Here is a 16235-nt window from a genome sequence, read left to right as displayed (position 1 = left end):
GCTACATCGGTCCGATCGACTCGAACCGCTCGCCGTTCGGACCGACGATCGAGGTCGGGGCCTTCAGGCTCTTGGCCGGCAGCATCGCCTTGTAGCGTTCGTAGACCGCTACGCCCTTGCCGGCCTTGGCGGTCAGGCACAGGTCGTATTCGCCTTCGCGGCCCCAGGGCTGGCGCTGCGAGCTGGCGATGTCGCGGTCGGACTTCACGGCCGCAGCCACCTTCTCCGACAGCTCGCGATCGATGCCCGCGCCGTAGCTGGCGAACTTGATAGTGACGTCGCAGCGCCCGGCGGGAGTCTCCGCCATCGGCGCGGTCGCGCAGGCGGTCACGGCCAGGGGCAGCAGCAGGACAGGCAGGCGGCTCATGCGGGGAAACCTCCGGCGCGGGCCAGGGACGAGGCGGGGGCCTTGCCCAGCTTGGCGCTGACATCGCGGCCGATCTCGATCAGGGCCGCCAGATCGTAACCCGTCTCGAAGCCGGCCCGTTCCAGCATGTAGACCAGATCCTCGGTGCCGATATTGCCGGTGGCGTTCGGCGCGAACGGGCAGCCGCCCAGGCCGCCGACCGAGGCGTCCAGCACGTCGACGCCCGCTACGACGCTGGCATAGGCGTTGGCCAGGCCCGTGTTGCGGGTGTCATGGAAGTGCATGCGCAGGCGGGCGTCCGGCGCGGCGGCTCGGACGGCCTCGATGCGTTTGGTCACGACCCACGGATCGGCGACGCCGATGGTGTCGGCGATGGCGATCTCCGGGATGCCCAGGCTGGCGGCCTCACGGGCGATAGCCACGACCTGGTCTTCGCTGACCTCGCCGTCGAACGGGCAGCCGAAGGCCACCGAGATGGTGGCGGTGATCGGCGGGCCGCCGTCCACGGCCTGGCGTTCGGCGATGGCGGCCAGGGTGTCGATCTGCTGGCGCACCGTGGCGCCCTGGTTGGCGACGCCGAAACCGTCCGAGGCGCAGACCACGACATTGGCCTCGTCGCAACCGGTCGACACGCAACGCTCCCAGCCGCGCATGTTCAAGACGAGGCCGATGCGGGAGTGGACGCGGTCGGAGGGCAAGGCGTCCATGATCTCCTCTGCCCCGGCCATCTGCGGCACGCGGTTGGGGTTCACGAACGAGACGACCTCGGTGCGCTTGGCGCCGGCGGCTTCCAGCTTGCGGATCAGGTCCAGCTTGTCGGCGACCGACAGGATGGTTTTTTCGTTCTGCAGGCCGTCGCGCGGGCCGACCTCGACGATCTGGATGAAGCGGCTCATCGGGCGGGCTCCTCTTCTTCGATCTGAGGCTCGCCGCGATAGATCGTCAGCTTCTCGTCGTCGCCGTCGGAATAGTTCAGGCCCTGGATCACGGCCACTGGACGCGGCGTCAGGCCCAGGGCGGTCAGGGCGTCGCGGAAGGGCTTTTCCTCGCGGCCCTCGACCACGGCCGGGCGGCCTTCCGAGATCGCGTCGGCCGCGCCTTCGCCGGTGGTCAGCTCGGTGGCGGTGCCCAGCTGGAAGATCAGGCTGGGCTCGGAATAGCCGGTCAGGGCCACGGGGCCGGCGGCGCCGGAGCGCGGCGACAGGCGGGCCGTGTCCAGGGCGTCGGCGATGTCCTTGGACAGGAACAAAGGCTCCAGGCGCGGGATCAGGCCGGCGGTCAGGGCGATGTGGGCGCCGACGCCCAGCACCCCGGCCGTGACCAGGGCCCGCACCGAGTGATGGCGCAGCAGCAGGACGGCTCCGGCGATCCCGGCGGCCAGGGCCAGGCCGGCGGCCAGGACGGTCCAGACGAGGTCGTTCTTCGCGCCGAACTTCACCTGGCCATAGATCGCGACGGCGGCCAGCAGGGCGGCCATCAGCACCGACAGGCCAGCGCCGATCCAGCGCGGTCCCTTGGCCAGCGGTTCACGCACGGCCGCCGCCATCAGCATGGCCAGGGCGCCATAGGCCGGCAGCTCGTAGTGCACCAGCTTGGTGGGCAGGATCTCGAACATCAGCCAGGTCGGGACCAGCCAGCACAGGGCGAACCGCACGCCGGGGTCCTTGCGCCGGGTCCAGCCCAGGACCAGACCCGCCGGCAGCAGCAGGGTGGCCGGGAACGCCAGCAGCGGGGCCAGCAAGGTGTGATAGCCGAACGGCCCGGCGTGACCCTCCTGGCCGCCGGCCAGCTTGGGCGCCAGGTCTCCGCCCACGGCCGCGCCCCAGAAGGCGCCGTCGGTGGCGACGGTGATCATCATCGCCCAGGGCAGGCAGATGGCGCAGAACAGGATCAGGCCCCAGGTCCAGCCCAGGTCCTTCATCCACGCCGCCTTGCGGTCCCAGATCGCCAGGGCGGCCAGGGCGAAGAAGGCGACCAGCAGGCCGACGGGACCCTTGATCAGGGCGGCGACCGATAGGCCCAGCCAGAAGGCCAGCTTGGTCCATTTATTGACGGTCTCGCCCTTCAGGTGGGCGGCGTAGATGCGGGCGAGGGCCGCCATGGCCAGGGTGGTGCCGCCGCACAGGGCCGCGTCGGTCTTGGCGATGAAGGCCTCGGTCGACAGCAGGAAGGTCGCGCCCAGGATCGAGCCGGCCAGCAGGCCGGTGCGCGGATCCAGCAGCGCCGCCGCGCCCCAGGCGCAGGCCGCCGCCGCCAGCATCGCGCCCAGCAGAGACGGGATGCGATAGGCCCAGATCCGGCGGTCCTCGGCGTCGGAGAACGCCTTGACGCTCATGGCCTGCAGCCAGTGGATGCCGACCGGCTTCTTGAAGCGCGGCTGGTCCTGGAACTTGATGACCACGTAGTCGCCGGTCTCCAGCATCTGCGATGTGGCCTGGGCGAAGCGGGACTCGTCGCGGTCCAGCGGCGGCATGGCGAACAGGCCGGGCAGGCCGGCGATCAAGGCGACGAGCGCGGCGAACAGAGGGCCGCGCCACCCGCGGCTCCAATCATCGAGGCGAGATTCAAGCGTCATGCGGCCACGTTTAGCACGATCCTTTCGTGTGGGAATTTTTCGGCTATTAGAAGCCGATGAACGCCACCCCCGACTTTTCCGTCGTCGTCCCCGTCTTTGACGAGGGCGAGGCCGCCCCGAAGCTGGCGCGCGAGATCGCGACCGCCTTCAACGGCGACAATTACGAGATGATCTTCGTCGACGACGCCAGCCGCGACGACACCAAGGCCCGCCTGATCGCCCTGAAGGCCGAGATCCCGCAGCTCCGCGTGCTTGGCCACCGCAAGAACTCGGGCCAGAGCCGCGCCGTGCGCACCGGCATCCTGGCCGCGCGCGGGCCGATCATCGTCACCCTGGACGGCGACGGCCAGAACGACCCGGCCGACGCCCCGCGCCTGGCCAAGACCCTGCAGGCCGGCCCCGCCGTGCTGGCCTTGGTCGGCGGCGAGCGGGTCAAGCGCCAGGATAGCAGCGCCAAGCGCTTCGCCTCCAAGTTCGGCAACGGGGTGCGCAAGCGTCTCTTGAAGGACACCGCCAACGACACCGGCTGCGGGCTCAAGGCCTTCCGCCGCGAGGCGTTCCTGCGCCTGCCGTACTTCGATCACATCCACCGCTACATCCCGGCGCTGATGCTGCGCGAGGGCTACGAGGTGGCGTTCGAGCCGGTGAACCACCGTCACCGCGAGAGCGGGGTGTCGAAATATACGAACTTCGGCCGCCTGAAGGCCTCGGTGTCGGACCTGCTGGGCGTGATGTGGCTGCAATCGCGGTCGCGCAATCCCCAAGGCGTGGACGAAGCGTAACGCCTGACGGGCGAGACACCTTCACCGCAACGAAAATTCCCGCTAGGCCTTAACCATGGCATGAGACTGAATGCTCGCGCCAAAGGGGGAAGCTCGATGTTCGCAGCCATACCGCTGCTGGCGCTGCCGGTCATCATCTACAATCTGGTCGCGCTGACCCTGGCCGGAGGCTTCAAGGCCGCCGACGCCGGCGTGCGCATGAGCGACAAGCTGTTCACGATCCACATGACCTCGCGGGCCGAGTGGGGCGTCAGCCTGGGCGACCTGCTGCTGGCCGCCTCGCTGGTGGTGCTGTTCGTCGAGCTGCTGAAGTCCACGACCAGCCGCCGGATCGCCATCATCAACCACTCGCTGTCGATGGTGCTGTTCATCCTGTGCCTGGTCGAGTTCCTGCTGTTCCCGGCCTTCGCGACCTCGACCTTCTTCCTGATCACCCTGATGGTGCTGCTGGACGTGCTGGCGGGCTTCATCGTGACGATCGTGGCGGCGCGTCGCGACGTGGACTTCGGCGACCACTAGGCCAGCTTCAGCCCCATCGCCGACAGCGACCGTTCCAGCGGCGCGCCCAGGATGTTGGGCGAGCCGATGTCGCCGTGCCACCAAGTGGCGTAGCCCAACGACTTCAGCAGCTTCAGCGCCGACTTGCTGCGCTCGTCGGGCTGGCACTCCATGTAGATCAGCGGGCGGTGGGCCTTGATGGTCTTCGCCGCGCCGCGCAGCACGTCGATCTCCATGCCCTCGACATCGATCTTGATCAGGTGGCAGGCGGAGAGATTCAGGCTGTCGATGGTGATCATCGCCACCTCCTCGCCGTCCTCGTCGTCGCGATAGACGAGGCTCTCGGCGCGGCCGCGGTCGGGCGCCAGGGTCATCATCCCGAAATTGCCGGGCTCTTCGTAGTGGATGCCGGGCAGGCGCATGGCGCCCTTCTTGGCCCCGACCAGGGTCATGTAGGTATGGACATTGGCCCAGCTGTTCAGGGCCACGCTGGCGACCATGGCCTGGAACATGATCCGCTGCGGCTCGAAGGCGTAGACCCGGCCGGTCGGCCCCACGAAGTTGCAGAAGGCCAGGGTGTGGGTGCCCATGTTGGCGCCGACGTCCAGCACCGTCTGGCCCGGTTGGATCAACTGACCCAGGAGGTCCAGCTCGTCGCCCGACCAGACGCCGGTCTCCTGGATGCCGCTGAAGATGTAGAGGTCGTTGCGATTGAGCAGCATCGGCCCGTAGCGCGAGGGTATGACCTCGTTGAACTCGGCGCGCGGCGGCGGCGCGGTCGGCTCGGGTGGCGCATCGGGCAGGGTCGCCAGGGCCAGGTCGTCCGGGCTCAGAATCCTCGCGTCCGGGCAAGCCGTGCGGGCTTGCCACAGGCTGACGCCGGCGGTCATCGGGCTCTTGCGCCACGACCAGGGCAGGGCGGCCATGCGGATGGTGTCGAGGAAGGCGCTGGCCGCCGGACCCGCGCGCAGGCCGATCAGGTCCTGGCCGACCTGGTTCCATAGCAGGCCGTCGCGGAGGGCCAGCGACACGCCCTGGTCCGCCTCGGGCAGCAGGGCGGCGGGATCGGCCGAGAACAACGTCCGAGGATGGGCCAGGATAAGGTCGCCGCCGATCGCCGCGCCCGCCGCCGCGAAGGTCCGCAGGCGGACGACGCCGAAACGATCGGCCAGGCTGTCGGCCGGGTCGGTGACCAGGGTCTCGGTCGAGACGCGCACACGATCGGCGCGCGCGTCGACCCAGTCTGTGATGGCGCGCGTGACGTCGGCGGAGGCGTTGCACAGGTGCAGGTGGACGTTCCAGTCCGGGGCGACGCCCGCCAGCGATCGCGCCAGCCGCACCGCCGCCACCGCCTCGCGATCGCCCAGGGCGACGCTGACCACGGTCCGAGCGGCCTTGGTCACGACGATGTCGAACGCCTCGGGCGTGGAGAATCGCGCGTCCGGCCGCTGCTGAGGCCACTCGACCGGCTGGCCCAGGCGCTCGAGCGCGGCCGCCAGGCACAACGCGGCGACGCCGTCTGATTCTGCCTCCAGGGCCAGGGCGCAGCGGGCGGCGTCGGCGCAGCCCGCGAAATCGCCGCGCTCCAGCCGGATCACCGCCAGCGCCAGCCACGACGGGCCGTGGGCGTAACGCTCCAGTCCGCTCTGGAACAGGCCTTCGGCCACGGCCAGGTCCTGGCTGTATTTCAGCAGCATGACGCCGCAGTTGTAGTGGTGCTCGGCGACCTCGGGCTGCTGGTCGCGGGCCTGCTTGAAGGCGTCGAAGGCCGCGGTCAGGTCGCCTGAGCCCGCGGCGGCCAGGCCGGCCATCGACAGGGTCACGCCCTGGTCGCCCTCGATCCCGAACACGCGCCGAGCGGCCGCGGCCGTCTCGCTCATGCGCTGGAAGCGCTGGAAGTAGAAATCCCGCGCGGCCTGCATCAGCAGCTGGAAGCGCATCGGGTCCAGCATGGCCTCGATGCGCACGGGCGCCAGCAGCATCCAGTCCGGCCGCGACCTCAGATAAGCGATGTCGGCGCCGATGCGCTCAGAATCGATCATGGGTTGATCTTAGAAAAGATCAGGCGTCCGGGAAGCCGCCTGTCTGCCTCAAGGCTTCGCCCAGAGCCATGGCGGCGGTGGTCGCCAGATTCATCGAGCGGGTTTCGGGCCGGATCGGGATGACGATGCGGCCCTGGACGGCGGCGTGGACCTCTTCCGGGGCGCCCTTGCTCTCGTTGCCGAACAGCAGGGTGTCTCCGGGTTCGAACGAAAATCGGTGGAAAGGCGTCGCGCCGCGAGTCGTGAAAAGCAGCAGGCGGCCCTGCGCCCGTTCCGGGGCGGCGAGGAAAGCTTCCCAGCTGTCATGGCGCTGAAGGTGCGCCAAAGGCCCGTAATCCAGGGCCGCGCGCTTCAAACTCTTGTCGTCCAAGGGAAAACTGCAGGGCTCGATGACGTCCAGACCGACGTCGAAACACGCGGAGAGCCGGATGGCCGCCCCGACGTTTTGGGGAATGCCTGGTTGAAAAAGTGCGATACGCATAATAAGCGAACCAACCACAAGGGCAGCAGGGGCTTTGCCGGGAATCGAAAGGGCTTGCGGACTTCGTCCGCGCGTCCGATACGACGATCCGACCGCTGCCTTGTGGCGGAGATCCGCATGCGGGTCGAGCAAGATATGGCGTCGAAAGGCGCTTCTCCAAGCCGGTCGCTTCCGCGACCTGCGGAATTAAGGGGTGACTAGGTGGCCGACACCGCCGTGGGCGCAACGACCGAGCCGGAACACGGGAGCGATCCCTCCCGGCGCGACTTTATTCACATCGCCGCGCTCGCGGCCGCCGCTGGCGGCGCCGCGACCCTGGTGTGGCCGTTCATCGACCAGATGAACCCGTCCGCCGACACGCGGGCCCTGGCCTCGACCGAGTTCGACCTGACCAAGGTCGCCGAGGGCCAGCAGGTCACGATCAAGTGGCGCGGCAAGCCGCTCTTCGTGCGTAACCGCACCAAGGCGGAAATCGCCAAGGCCGTGGCCGACGACGGCGCGTCGATGAAGGATCCGGCGACGGACGCCTCGCGCGTGAAGCCGGGCAAGTCCAACTGGCTGATCGTTGGCGGCAACTGCACCCACCTGGGCTGCGTGCCGACCTTCGGCGGTGGCGAGTATGGCGGCTGGTTCTGCCCGTGCCACGGCTCGGTCTATGACACCTCGGGTCGTATCCGTAAGGGCCCCGCGCCCCTGAACCTGGTGGTTCCGGAATACGCCTTCCTCACCGACACCAAGGTCAAGATCGGCTAAGCGAGATGAGCGGACATTCGACCTATCAACCGAAGACCGGTATCGAGCGCTGGCTCGACGCCCGTCTGCCGATCGTGCGTCTGGGCTACGACTCGTTCGTCGACTACCCCACCCCGCGCAACCTGAACTACTGGTGGACCTTCGGCGGCATCCTGTCGCTGTGCCTGGCCTCCCAGCTGATCACCGGCATCATCCTGGTGATGCACTACAATCCGAGCGCTCAGGGCGCCTTTGCTTCCGTCGAGCACATCATGCGCGACGTGAACTACGGCTGGCTGATCCGCTACATGCACGCCAACGGCGCGTCGATGTTCTTCATCGCCGTCTACATCCACATGCTGCGCGGCCTGTACTACGGCTCCTACAAGGCGCCGCGTGAAGTGCTGTGGCTGCTGGGCTGCGTGATCTATCTGCTGATGATGGCCACCGCCTTCATGGGCTACGTCCTGCCCTGGGGCCAGATGTCGTTCCACGGCGCCGTCGTGATCACCAACCTGTTCGGCGCCCTGCCGCTGGTCGGCGAGAGCATCACCACCTGGCTGTGGGGCGGCTTCGCGGTCGACAACCCGACCCTGAACCGCTTCTTCTCGCTGCACTACCTGCTGCCCTTCATGATCGCGGGCGTCGTGATCCTGCACATCTGGGCGCTGCACGTGGTTGGCCAGAACAACCCGACCGGCGTGGACCCCAAGTCGAAGGCCGACACCGTTCCCTTCACGCCGTACGCGACGGTGAAGGACGGCTTCGCGATGAGCGTCTTCCTGATCCTCTTCGCCTTCTTCGTCTTCTACATGCCGAACGCCCTTGGCCACGCCGACAACTATGTCGAGGCCAACCCGCTGGTGACGCCGTCGCACATCGTTCCGGAATGGTACTTCCTGCCGTTCTACGCGATCCTGCGCGCCGTGCCGGACAAGCTGATGGGCGTGCTGGCCATGTTCGGCGCCATCGCCTGCCTGTTCGCCCTGCCGTGGCTGGACACCTCGAAGGTGCGCTCGATGCGCTACCGCCCGACCGCGAAGATCTACTTCGTGTTCTTCCTGGTGGCCTGCATCATCCTGGGCTTCTGCGGCGCCAAGCTGCCGGACGATCCGGTGATCCCGCACCTGACCACGTTCCAGCTGGGCGGTTCGGACCTGAACAGCTTCGTGTGGCTCAGCCGCGTGGCCTCGCTCTACTACTTCGCTTTCTTCCTGGTCGTTCTCCCGGTCCTGGGTCTGGTCGAAAAGACCCTGCCCGTGCCGGACTCGATCGCTTCGCCGGCCCTCTCGGCCGACGCTCACAAGGGTTGATCCCGATGCTCCGCAAACTCTCGGTTATCGCGGCGGCGGCGGGTCTCCTGGTCGTCGGCCTCGCCGGTCCGGCCCTCGCCAACGGCGGGGCCCTGCCGGCCAAGGAAGTGCACTGGTCGTTCGAAGGCCCCTTCGGCAAGTTCGACCAGGGCCAGCTGCAGCGTGGCTTCAAGGTCTATCGCGAAGTCTGCTCGGCCTGCCACTCGCTGAAGCTGGTGTCGTTCCGCAACCTCGGTGACAAGGGCGGCCCGTTCTACAGCGAGAAGTATCCGAACTCGAACGACAACCCGTGGGTCAAGGCGATCGCCAAGGACTACGAGGTCGCCGACATCGATTCGGAAACCGGTGACGCCATCAAGCGTCCGGCCACCAGCGCCGACCACTTCCCGTCGCCCTTCGCCAACGAAGCCGCGGCCCGCGCCTCGAACGGCGGCGCCCTGCCGCCGGACATGTCGCTGCTGGCCAAGGCCCGCGAAGAAGGTCCGGACCACATCTATTCGGTCGTGACCAGCTACGTCGATCCGCCGAAGGGCCTGACGGTCCCGACCGGCGGTCACTACAACCCGTACTTCCCGGGCGACCTCAGCTCGGCCTGGCACGGCGACCACAAGCACGTCCCGCCGGGCGGCTTCATCGCCATGGCCCCGCCGCTCAAGGCTGGCCTGGTGACGTTCGACGACGGCACCAAGTCGACCCTGGACCAGCAAGCCAAGGACGTCTCGGCGTTCCTGATGTGGGCCGCCGAGCCCAAGCTGGAAGAGCGCAAGCAGACCGGCTTCGCCGTTCTGATCTACCTCGTCCTGCTCTCGGGCCTGCTGTATGCGAGCTACAAGACGGTCTGGAAGAACGAGTCGCACTGACCTGTTCTCCGGCTCTGAGATACGGAAAGGCCCGGTGGAAACACCGGGCCTTTTTCTTTGATCCCAACCGGTGTCATCCCGGCCGGAGCGCGCAAGCGCGGAGAGCCGGGACCCAGGGGCAACCGCTTTGCGCCGGCCCCTGGGTCCCGGATCGGCCCTGCGGGCCGTCCGGGATGACACGGAGGCTTAAGTTCTAGACAGGCAACCGCCAGCAGATCAGCGGTCCGTCCTCGTCGTCCACCCGCTCGCCCACCACCTGGAAGCCATTGCGTGCCAGCACCGCCTGCGAGGCCAGGTTGTCGACCGAGGTCTCGGCGGTGAGGGCATGGACGCGCTCGTCCGCCCGGGCCCAGGTGGCCAGGTCGGCCACCGCGCGGGTGGCCACGCCCTGGCCCCAGCGGGTGGGCGCGACGCCGTAGCCGATGCGCAAGGACCGGTCGGCCGCGTCCAGCGGCCGGGTGGGCGAGAGCAGGCCGACGATCTCGCCGTCCTCGACGATCATCCAGGCAGCCGGGCTGAACACCAGGCGGATGCCGTCGGCCAGCTGCGCCAGCATGGCCAGCACTTCCGGCGGGGCCAGCGGGCTGTCGCACAGGCGATAGGGCGCGGGCGCTTCGCCGCGCAGCAGGGCGGCGAAGTCTTCGGTCTTGGCTTCGATGAGCATCAGGGCGCGACCGACAAGGTGCGGGCGTCGGCGGCCAGGCGCAGCCGGTGGCGGCCCCACAGGCCCGTGCCTAAGGTCCCGGCCACGCCCTCGGGCAGGTCGTCGGCCAGGCTGGCGGGCACGTTCTCGGCCAGCACCCCGCCGATCGACAGGGCGCGCAGGCGGGCCGGGGCCTTGTGGCGGGCGGTCATGTCCAGCTTGCCCGTCGCGGCCGCCCCGCGCGTCGACAGCCGCGCCATGGCCCTGGAGGCGGTATCGATCGCGAAGGCTCCCTGCAGGGCCATAGGGCCGTCGCTGACGCTGGCGACGATGGTCGGCAGGCCCTCGACCACTTCGACCGGCAGGACGACCTGGCGGCGCGCCCGCCAGGGCTTGTCGATGCGCACCCGACAGTCGGCGAAGTCGATCTCGACGCTGTGGCCGGCCAGGACGTCCATGCCGATCACGCCGGCGATCGGGGTGATGAAGCCCGCGCCGCGCGCGTCCAGGTCGGCGACCTTGATCGGCACGGCCGGCGTCTTCAAGCCCGCGACCTCGACCGACAGCGGCAGTTCAGGCTCGGTGATCCCGGCCATCTGGGCCTTGGTCTCGTGCAGCAGGGTGCGCGGGGCCGACAGGTCGATGACGTAGTCGCCGGCCATGTCGCCGATCACCGCCGGGGCGATCACAGCCCCGTTCTCGAACCAGCACGCCGTCTCGCCGGCGCGCACCGTACTGGCGACGAGCATGAGCGACAGGGCCAGGACGGGAACGCGGCAACGCATGCGGCGCAGCCTAGCCTAGCCGTGACGGTTGCGCGACGATCTCGACAGCTTCACCGAACGGCGTTCATCATGGCGTCGGGCAGGGGAGCGTGAACATGTCGGAAGAGCACGATCCGGAGCGCGAGTCGGGCCGGCGGCTGGACGCCTTCGTCGACGCGGCCTTCGCCTTCGCCGTCACCCTGTTGATCATCGCCAGCGCCGAGCCGGCGGCCAATATCGCCGCCCTGTGGCAGGCCCTGGGCCGCATCCCCGCCTCGCTGGGGGCCTTCGCTCTGATCGCCATGTTCTGGCTGGCCTATCGCGAGTACGGGCGCCTCGTCCCACGTCGCGACACCCTGTCGACCCTGAACGCCCTGGCCATCGTGTTCACGGTGCTGGTCTATGTCTTCCCGCTGCGGATGCTGGTCGAGTCCGGCTTCGTCTGGGCCTCGCGCGGCCTGCTGTCGGGCGAGAAGATCATCCGCACCCTGTCGGACCTGCGCGATCTCTTCCGCATCTACGGCGCGGGTTTCGCGATCCTGGCCGGACTGTTCACGGTCCTGTACTGGCGGGCCATGCGTCATCCCCAGCGCCTGGGCGTGGACCCTGCGAACCTGACCCAGATCCGCTTCAGCTTTGAGATCTGGGCCCTGGCGGCGGCCACGGGTCTGATCTCGGCGGCCCTCACCTTCGGTCCGATGGCCAGGGCGCCGTGGCTGCCGGGCTTCGCCTACTGGCTGATCCCGCTGGTCATCGGCCTGCGCGCGCCGATGGGACGCCTGCTGCGGCGCGGACGTCCCGTCTAAGGGCCCGCGTCAGCCCGCCTGCTTGCGATCGCGCAGCTTGCACGGCGCGCCGGCCTGGGCTGCCTCGGCGCAGGTCATGGAGCTCAGCGACGCGGCCGAGCCGGGCGCGGGGTTGTCGACGACATAGCCCTTGCCGTTCTTGCAGCTCAGCTCGTAGCGGGTGATCGGCGGCGTCCCGCCCGAGCCCAGATAGGCGCCGTCGGCGACCTCGCAGTCGGGCGCGATCTTGGCGGCGATCGGAGCCAGGCCCATGGCCGGCTGGAAGTTGCCGCGCATCAGGCAATACAGCCCGCGCGGCCAGGCCTTGCCGGCGGCTTCGGCCGAGTCCTGCACGGCCAGGCAGTCCAGAGGCTGGACGTCCTCGGCGGACTTGCGATTGATGATCCAGCCCATGGCGTCGCGGCACACCAACTCGTAGCTGGGGACCTTGGACGGCTTGTCCGACAGCTCGGCGGCGTCGACCACATCGCACGGGATCTTCAGCTGGGTCGCCAGCTCCCGAGCCATCTTGACCTGCATCGGATTGCCCGACTCGCGCGGCTTGATGCGCGGGCCCGACTTCTGGGTCCGCAGGAAGTCGATGTTCTTCATGTCCTGTCGCGGCGGCGGGGGCGGCGGCATGTAACCGCCGAACTGCGCCATGGCGGGCGCGACCCCGATCGCCAGAACCGCGACGACGCTCAGAACAATCCCAGACAAAATCCGACGCATGAGTCTGCTCCCCCTCGATGCCTAAGGTTGAGAAGATTGATCCGCTATCGGCGCCTGGTCAACTGATGCGCGGCGTCAGGCTTCGGCCTTGCTGCCGCTTGAGCGCTGGAACAGCTGCAAAGTGCGCAGCAGCGACAGGCGGGCGCTGTCGGGATGATGGCCGTTGGGCGCGACGAAGGCGTGGCCGGCCTCGTACAGATGGATCGGCAGCTCCGGATGCGTCTCGCGGATCGCCTCGACATCGGCCAGCGGGATCATGCTGTCGGTCTTGCCAAAGTGCAGGATGGTCGGGACCCTGGGCGTCTCGTCCCGATAGGCGACGATATCGCCGCCGTAGAAGGCCGAGACCGCGCTGAGCCCCTCGCAGCGGCAGGCCGCCAGCCAGGCCGTGGTGCCGCCATAGCAGAAGCCCATCGCGAACACCGGCCCCTCCAGGGCGTCGATGCAGGCCTGGACGCGGGGCAGGGTCGAGACGCCCCAGCCCGTCGCCTTGCCCATGGCCATGCGCGCATCCAGGATCGCCGGCGTGGTGTCCTCGAGCGGGAAGTCGGCGTCGGCCGCGTCCATCAGGCTGGGGACGATGACCTCATAGCCCTGCTCGGCCAGGCTGTCGGCCAGCGCGCGCAGGTGCGGGGTGACGCCCCAGATGGCGTGCAGCATGACGATGCCGCCGCGTCGGGCTTCCCGGGGCGGGGCGTGGTAGGCGGCGAATGGCGCGCCGGTCTCGCGGCACGCCAGGGCAATGCGTTCACCCATGGCCGCCGGCCCCCTCTTTCGACGCAGAGTGCTCGGCGAAGAACTCGACCGTGCGCTGGCGGGCCAGCTCGGCGTCGGCGAGATCGCTGTCGGGCCGGCCGTCATTGTTGAAGCCGTGGCCGCTGTTCTCGTAGACGTGGATCGGAACCTCGGGATGCGCGGCCCAGACGGCGGCCTTGACGTCCTCGGCGGGGATATGGCCGTCCTTGCGGCCCAGGTGCACGACCACGGGCGTGTTCAAGGGAAGCGCGGCATTGGCGGCGATCATGCTGCCGTAATAGGCCGAACCCGCCGCCAGGCCCTTCAGCCGGGCGGCCGACAGCCACACCAGCGAGCCGCCCAGGCAATAGCCGACCGCGAACACCGGACCACGCGAGGCCAGCTCATCGATGCAGGCCTGGATGTCCGACAGCATGGCGTCGATCCCGACCTTCTGCACGTAGCTGACGCCGGTCTGGAAGCCTTGCGGATCGTGCTCGGCCACGAAGCCGGGCTCGGCGCGGTCGAAGATCGACGGGGCCAGCACCTCGAAGCCCCGGGCGGCCCAACGCGCCACGTCGGCCTGGACGTACTGGTCGAGGCCGAAGATCTCCTGGATCACGACCACCCCGCCCTTTCGCGCGCCTTCCGGCTGGGCGTGCAGGGCGGTGAAGGCAAAGCCGTCGACGGCGGCGGTCAGGGTGATGGTCTCGGCCATGGCGGCGACTCCCTCGGAAACTGGCGGCATCCAAGGGGCGCATGGCCGCTCGGGTCAAGTCGCCCGATACGATACGCGCGTGAAGAGGTGCGACGCCCGCCGGTGGATGGCCACCATCAACTGGCGTTCGGAGAGGTCCAGGCGCTCGATCGGGATGTCGACCTTGCGACTGCCCTTGAGGGTGGACGCGACCTGCTCCAGGGCGGATGGCCGCTCCAGCTTCAGGCGCAGGCGACGGGGGTCATCCTCGCCGCCGCCTTCGATATCGGCGGTGACGATCTCGCTCCAGGCCAGGAAGAACAGAGTATCCTTCTTCTTCTCGCGCCAGCTCAGGCCGTCGGCGGCGATGATCAGGCGCGGGGTGGTGTCGAAGAAGACTGGGAGAGACAGCAAGGAAACGATCGCCGCCGAGACGAGGCCGATCCTCCAGCTCGTGGGATCGCCGAAGGCGCCGAAACCAACCATCACCAGAACGAAGATGGCGAGCCAGCTCGCTTCCTTCAGCCGCGAGGGCCGAACAACGACCGGCGCGTCGGCGCTCACGGGTTGATCCTCACGCTGGCGCCATCGCGGACCAGGCGCCAGATCTCCTCGATCTCGGGATCGGTAACGGCGATGCAGCCGTCGGTCCAGTCCTGGCCCTTGAACGCGGCGGCCAGATGGCCTCGGCCGTTGGGCAGACCGTGGATCATGATGTCGCCGCCGGGGTCCAGGCCTCGGGCGCGGGCGGCCTGGATCTGAGCTGGCGTTGGATAGCCGATCCGCAAGGACCGGTGATAGGCGCTGCCGGGATTGCGGCCGGTGATGCGGTAGTCGCCCTCGGGCGTGCGACGGTCGCCGGAGCGGGTCTTGGGCGCCAGGCCGCCGCGTCCCAGCGAGATCTTGTAGATCCGCACCGCGCGCTCGCCGGCGTACAGCGTCATGCGGTGGGCGGCCTTCTCGACCACGATGCGGTCGACGCTGGCGTCCGGGCCAGCAGGCCTAGCGGCCTGCGGCGAACCGCAGGCCGTCAGCAGCAGCGCCCCGATCAGGCCGAGGCGCCGCATGGTCTTAAACGTTGAAGCGGAAGTGCATCACGTCGCCGTCCTTGACGACGTATTCCTTGCCTTCGGCGCGCATCTTGCCGGCTTCCTTGGCCGGGCCTTCGCCGCCCAGCTTGACGAAGTCGTCGAAGGCGATGGTTTCGGCGCGGATGTAGCCCTTCTCGAAGTCGGTGTGGATGACGCCGGCCGCCTGCGGGCCGGTGTCGCCGACGTGGATGGTCCAGGCGCGGGCTTCCTTGGGGCCGACCGTGAAGTAGGTCTGCAGGTTCAGCAGCGTGTAGGCTTCACGGATCAGGCGGTTCAGGCCCGGCTCTTCCAGGCCCAGGGTCTCGAGGAACTCGGCGCGTTCCTCGGCGTCCAGCAGGGCGATCTCGCTCTCGATCTGGGCCGAGATGACGACGCTCTTGGCGTTGTCCTTGGCGGCGCGTTCGGCGACCAGGTCGCTGTACTTGTTGCCCTTGTCGGCGCTGCCTTCGTCGACGTTGCAGACGTACAGGGCCGGCAGCGAGGTCAGCAGCTGCAGCATGTGCCACGCCTTCTCGTCGTCGGCGTCGATCTTGGCGGCGCGGGCCGGGCGGCCCTCGCGCAGCAGAGCCAGGGCGATATTGGCCAGGCGCAGGGTGTTGGCGCTTTCCTTGTCGGCGCCGACCTTGGCGCGCTTCTCAAGGGCGGGAACGCGCTTTTCCAGGCTTTCCAGGTCGGCCAGCATCAGCTCCATCTCGATGATCTCGAGATCGCTGATCGGGTCGATGCGGCCTTCGACGTGGACGATGTCGCCGTCCTCGAAGCAGCGGGCCACGAAGGCCACGGCGTCGCAGTCGCGGATATTGGCCAGGAACTGGTTGCCCAGGCCTTCGCCCTTCGACGCGCCACGCACCAGGCCGGCGATGTCGACGAAGGTGATCCGGGCCGGGATGATTTCCTTGGAGCCGGCGATCTTGGCCAGGGCGTCCAGGCGCGGCTCGGGCACGGCGACTTCGCCGGTGTTGGGCTCGATCGTGCAGAACGGATAGTTCGCGGCCTGGGCCGACGCCGTCTGGGTCAGGGCGTTGAACAGGGTGGACTTGCCGACGTTGGGCAGGCCGACGATGGCGACTTTAAGGGCCATGGAACTCTCGTGAATTTCGTTGGCGCGCGCTTAGCACGGATGGCCGTGAAAGGCGAA

Annotated in this window: 19 protein-coding genes and 1 pseudogene; 7 read left to right on the top strand and 13 right to left on the bottom strand. The window is 68.5% G+C overall.

Going from position 1 to position 16235, the window contains the following annotated elements:
- Position 1: 1 nt before the first annotated feature.
- The 3 genes from AC07NF_RS22085 to AC07NF_RS22075 are packed head-to-tail and all read right to left on the bottom strand — an operon-like array spanning position 2 to position 2942.
- Complete coding sequence (locus AC07NF_RS22085; protein ID WP_492815522.1) at positions 2 to 367, bottom strand: hypothetical protein; 366 nt, start codon at positions 365 to 367, stop codon at positions 2 to 4.
- On the bottom strand, positions 364 to 1263 hold the full coding sequence (locus AC07NF_RS22080) for a hydroxymethylglutaryl-CoA lyase (protein WP_494627200.1): 900 nt from the start codon (positions 1261 to 1263) through the stop codon (positions 364 to 366). Before AC07NF_RS22080 ends, AC07NF_RS22085 begins: the two co-directional genes overlap by 4 nt.
- On the bottom strand, positions 1260 to 2942 hold the full coding sequence (locus AC07NF_RS22075) for an ArnT family glycosyltransferase (protein ID WP_494627202.1): 1683 nt from the start codon (positions 2940 to 2942) through the stop codon (positions 1260 to 1262). The genes AC07NF_RS22080 and AC07NF_RS22075 overlap by 4 nt, the downstream gene beginning before the upstream one ends.
- Before the next feature lie 56 nt (positions 2943 to 2998).
- Here AC07NF_RS22075 and AC07NF_RS22070 point away from each other — a divergent pair, with 56 nt between their 5' ends.
- Both AC07NF_RS22070 and AC07NF_RS22065 read left to right on the top strand, forming a co-directional pair.
- Complete coding sequence (locus AC07NF_RS22070; RefSeq protein WP_494627204.1) at positions 2999 to 3724, top strand: glycosyltransferase family 2 protein; 726 nt, start codon at positions 2999 to 3001, stop codon at positions 3722 to 3724.
- 96 nt (positions 3725 to 3820) lie between these two features.
- Complete coding sequence (locus AC07NF_RS22065; protein WP_492815518.1) at positions 3821 to 4243, top strand: hypothetical protein; 423 nt, start codon at positions 3821 to 3823, stop codon at positions 4241 to 4243.
- Here the strand turns inward: AC07NF_RS22065 and AC07NF_RS22060 are convergent.
- Both AC07NF_RS22060 and AC07NF_RS22055 read right to left on the bottom strand, forming a co-directional pair.
- Complete coding sequence (locus tag AC07NF_RS22060) at positions 4240 to 6264, bottom strand: FkbM family methyltransferase (RefSeq protein ID WP_494627206.1); 2025 nt, start codon at positions 6262 to 6264, stop codon at positions 4240 to 4242. The genes AC07NF_RS22065 and AC07NF_RS22060 overlap by 4 nt on opposite strands.
- Before the next feature lie 19 nt (positions 6265 to 6283).
- Entirely contained in the window at positions 6284 to 6745 is a 462-nt protein-coding gene (locus AC07NF_RS22055) for a tRNA (cytidine(34)-2'-O)-methyltransferase (protein ID WP_492815516.1), read from the bottom strand.
- 201 nt (positions 6746 to 6946) lie between these two features.
- On the opposite strand from AC07NF_RS22055, the gene petA reads away from it, so the two are divergent.
- The 4 genes and pseudogenes from petA to AC07NF_RS22035 all read left to right on the top strand — a co-directional run.
- Entirely contained in the window at positions 6947 to 7498 is a 552-nt protein-coding gene (gene petA, locus AC07NF_RS22050) for a ubiquinol-cytochrome c reductase iron-sulfur subunit (RefSeq protein ID WP_492815515.1), read from the top strand.
- Between the two features lie 5 nt (positions 7499 to 7503).
- The gene (locus AC07NF_RS22045; RefSeq protein ID WP_492815514.1) at positions 7504 to 8790 is read left to right on the top strand and encodes a cytochrome b; all 1287 of its coding nucleotides are present in this window, start codon (positions 7504 to 7506) and stop codon (positions 8788 to 8790) included.
- 5 nt (positions 8791 to 8795) lie between these two features.
- The gene (locus tag AC07NF_RS22040) at positions 8796 to 9650 is read left to right on the top strand and encodes a cytochrome c1 (protein WP_492815513.1); all 855 of its coding nucleotides are present in this window, start codon (positions 8796 to 8798) and stop codon (positions 9648 to 9650) included.
- A gap of 68 nt (positions 9651 to 9718) precedes the next feature.
- Positions 9719 to 9840, top strand: a pseudogene (locus AC07NF_RS22035) (hypothetical protein); the annotation flags it as partial.
- Between the two features lie 3 nt (positions 9841 to 9843).
- Here the strand turns inward: AC07NF_RS22035 and AC07NF_RS22030 are convergent.
- Positions 9844 to 10314 (bottom strand): GNAT family N-acetyltransferase, encoded by a 471-nt coding sequence (locus AC07NF_RS22030; protein ID WP_494627210.1) that lies wholly within the window; start codon positions 10312 to 10314, stop codon positions 9844 to 9846.
- Positions 10314 to 11078: a hypothetical protein gene (locus tag AC07NF_RS22025; RefSeq protein ID WP_494627212.1), complete on the bottom strand. Its 765-nt coding sequence runs from the start codon at positions 11076 to 11078 to the stop codon at positions 10314 to 10316. Before AC07NF_RS22025 ends, AC07NF_RS22030 begins: the two co-directional genes overlap by 1 nt.
- Before the next feature lie 95 nt (positions 11079 to 11173).
- On the opposite strand from AC07NF_RS22025, the gene AC07NF_RS22020 reads away from it, so the two are divergent.
- Positions 11174 to 11863 carry a TMEM175 family protein gene (locus AC07NF_RS22020; RefSeq protein ID WP_492815510.1) on the top strand — a complete coding sequence of 230 codons (690 nt, stop codon included), beginning with the start codon at positions 11174 to 11176 and terminating at the stop codon, positions 11861 to 11863.
- A 9-nt stretch (positions 11864 to 11872) separates the two neighbouring features.
- On the opposite strand, the gene AC07NF_RS22015 is transcribed toward AC07NF_RS22020, so the two are convergent.
- The 6 genes from AC07NF_RS22015 to ychF all read right to left on the bottom strand — a co-directional run bounded on the left by AC07NF_RS22015 (position 11873) and on the right by ychF (position 16178).
- Positions 11873 to 12574: a hypothetical protein gene (locus AC07NF_RS22015; protein WP_494627215.1), complete on the bottom strand. Its 702-nt coding sequence runs from the start codon at positions 12572 to 12574 to the stop codon at positions 11873 to 11875.
- A gap of 75 nt (positions 12575 to 12649) precedes the next feature.
- Positions 12650 to 13330 carry a dienelactone hydrolase family protein gene (locus tag AC07NF_RS22010; protein ID WP_494627217.1) on the bottom strand — a complete coding sequence of 227 codons (681 nt, stop codon included), beginning with the start codon at positions 13328 to 13330 and terminating at the stop codon, positions 12650 to 12652.
- Positions 13323 to 14027, bottom strand: coding sequence for a dienelactone hydrolase family protein (locus AC07NF_RS22005; protein ID WP_494627219.1), 705 nt, complete (start codon positions 14025 to 14027; stop codon positions 13323 to 13325). The genes AC07NF_RS22010 and AC07NF_RS22005 overlap by 8 nt, the downstream gene beginning before the upstream one ends.
- A gap of 54 nt (positions 14028 to 14081) precedes the next feature.
- On the bottom strand, positions 14082 to 14570 hold the full coding sequence (locus AC07NF_RS22000; protein WP_494627221.1) for a hypothetical protein: 489 nt from the start codon (positions 14568 to 14570) through the stop codon (positions 14082 to 14084).
- Positions 14567 to 15073 carry a L,D-transpeptidase family protein gene (locus tag AC07NF_RS21995; RefSeq protein ID WP_494627223.1) on the bottom strand — a complete coding sequence of 169 codons (507 nt, stop codon included), beginning with the start codon at positions 15071 to 15073 and terminating at the stop codon, positions 14567 to 14569. Before AC07NF_RS21995 ends, AC07NF_RS22000 begins: the two co-directional genes overlap by 4 nt.
- 4 nt (positions 15074 to 15077) lie before the next feature.
- Positions 15078 to 16178 (bottom strand): redox-regulated ATPase YchF, encoded by a 1101-nt coding sequence (gene ychF, locus AC07NF_RS21990; RefSeq protein ID WP_494627225.1) that lies wholly within the window; start codon positions 16176 to 16178, stop codon positions 15078 to 15080.
- Between the last annotated feature and the right edge of the window lie 57 nt (positions 16179 to 16235).

Source organism: Caulobacter sp. GW821-FHT10A06 (assembly GCF_059415805.1).
Note: the sequence above shows the minus strand (reverse complement) of the source record. Positions and strands in the feature narration are given on the sequence as shown.

Excerpts from the sequence above, each read along its gene's own strand:
- AC07NF_RS22085 (WP_492815522.1), bottom strand. The coding sequence starts at position 367 with ATGAGCCGCCTGCCTGTCCTGCTGCTGCCCCTGGCCGTGACCGCCTGC.
- AC07NF_RS22080 (WP_494627200.1), bottom strand. The coding sequence starts at position 1,263 with ATGAGCCGCTTCATCCAGATCGTCGAGGTCGGCCCGCGCGACGGCCTG.
- AC07NF_RS22075 (WP_494627202.1), bottom strand. The coding sequence starts at position 2,942 with ATGACGCTTGAATCTCGCCTCGATGATTGGAGCCGCGGGTGGCGCGGC.
- AC07NF_RS22070 (WP_494627204.1), top strand. The coding sequence starts at position 2,999 with ATGAACGCCACCCCCGACTTTTCCGTCGTCGTCCCCGTCTTTGACGAG.
- AC07NF_RS22065 (WP_492815518.1), top strand. The coding sequence starts at position 3,821 with ATGTTCGCAGCCATACCGCTGCTGGCGCTGCCGGTCATCATCTACAAT.
- AC07NF_RS22060 (WP_494627206.1), bottom strand. The coding sequence starts at position 6,264 with ATGATCGATTCTGAGCGCATCGGCGCCGACATCGCTTATCTGAGGTCG.
- AC07NF_RS22055 (WP_492815516.1), bottom strand. The coding sequence starts at position 6,745 with ATGCGTATCGCACTTTTTCAACCAGGCATTCCCCAAAACGTCGGGGCG.
- AC07NF_RS22045 (WP_492815514.1), top strand. The coding sequence starts at position 7,504 with ATGAGCGGACATTCGACCTATCAACCGAAGACCGGTATCGAGCGCTGG.
- AC07NF_RS22040 (WP_492815513.1), top strand. The coding sequence starts at position 8,796 with ATGCTCCGCAAACTCTCGGTTATCGCGGCGGCGGCGGGTCTCCTGGTC.
- AC07NF_RS22030 (WP_494627210.1), bottom strand. The coding sequence starts at position 10,314 with ATGCTCATCGAAGCCAAGACCGAAGACTTCGCCGCCCTGCTGCGCGGC.
- AC07NF_RS22025 (WP_494627212.1), bottom strand. The coding sequence starts at position 11,078 with ATGCGTTGCCGCGTTCCCGTCCTGGCCCTGTCGCTCATGCTCGTCGCC.
- AC07NF_RS22020 (WP_492815510.1), top strand. The coding sequence starts at position 11,174 with ATGTCGGAAGAGCACGATCCGGAGCGCGAGTCGGGCCGGCGGCTGGAC.
- AC07NF_RS22015 (WP_494627215.1), bottom strand. The coding sequence starts at position 12,574 with ATGCGTCGGATTTTGTCTGGGATTGTTCTGAGCGTCGTCGCGGTTCTG.
- AC07NF_RS22010 (WP_494627217.1), bottom strand. The coding sequence starts at position 13,330 with ATGGGTGAACGCATTGCCCTGGCGTGCCGCGAGACCGGCGCGCCATTC.
- AC07NF_RS22005 (WP_494627219.1), bottom strand. The coding sequence starts at position 14,027 with ATGGCCGAGACCATCACCCTGACCGCCGCCGTCGACGGCTTTGCCTTC.
- AC07NF_RS21995 (WP_494627223.1), bottom strand. The coding sequence starts at position 15,073 with ATGCGGCGCCTCGGCCTGATCGGGGCGCTGCTGCTGACGGCCTGCGGT.
- ychF (WP_494627225.1), bottom strand. The coding sequence starts at position 16,178 with ATGGCCCTTAAAGTCGCCATCGTCGGCCTGCCCAACGTCGGCAAGTCC.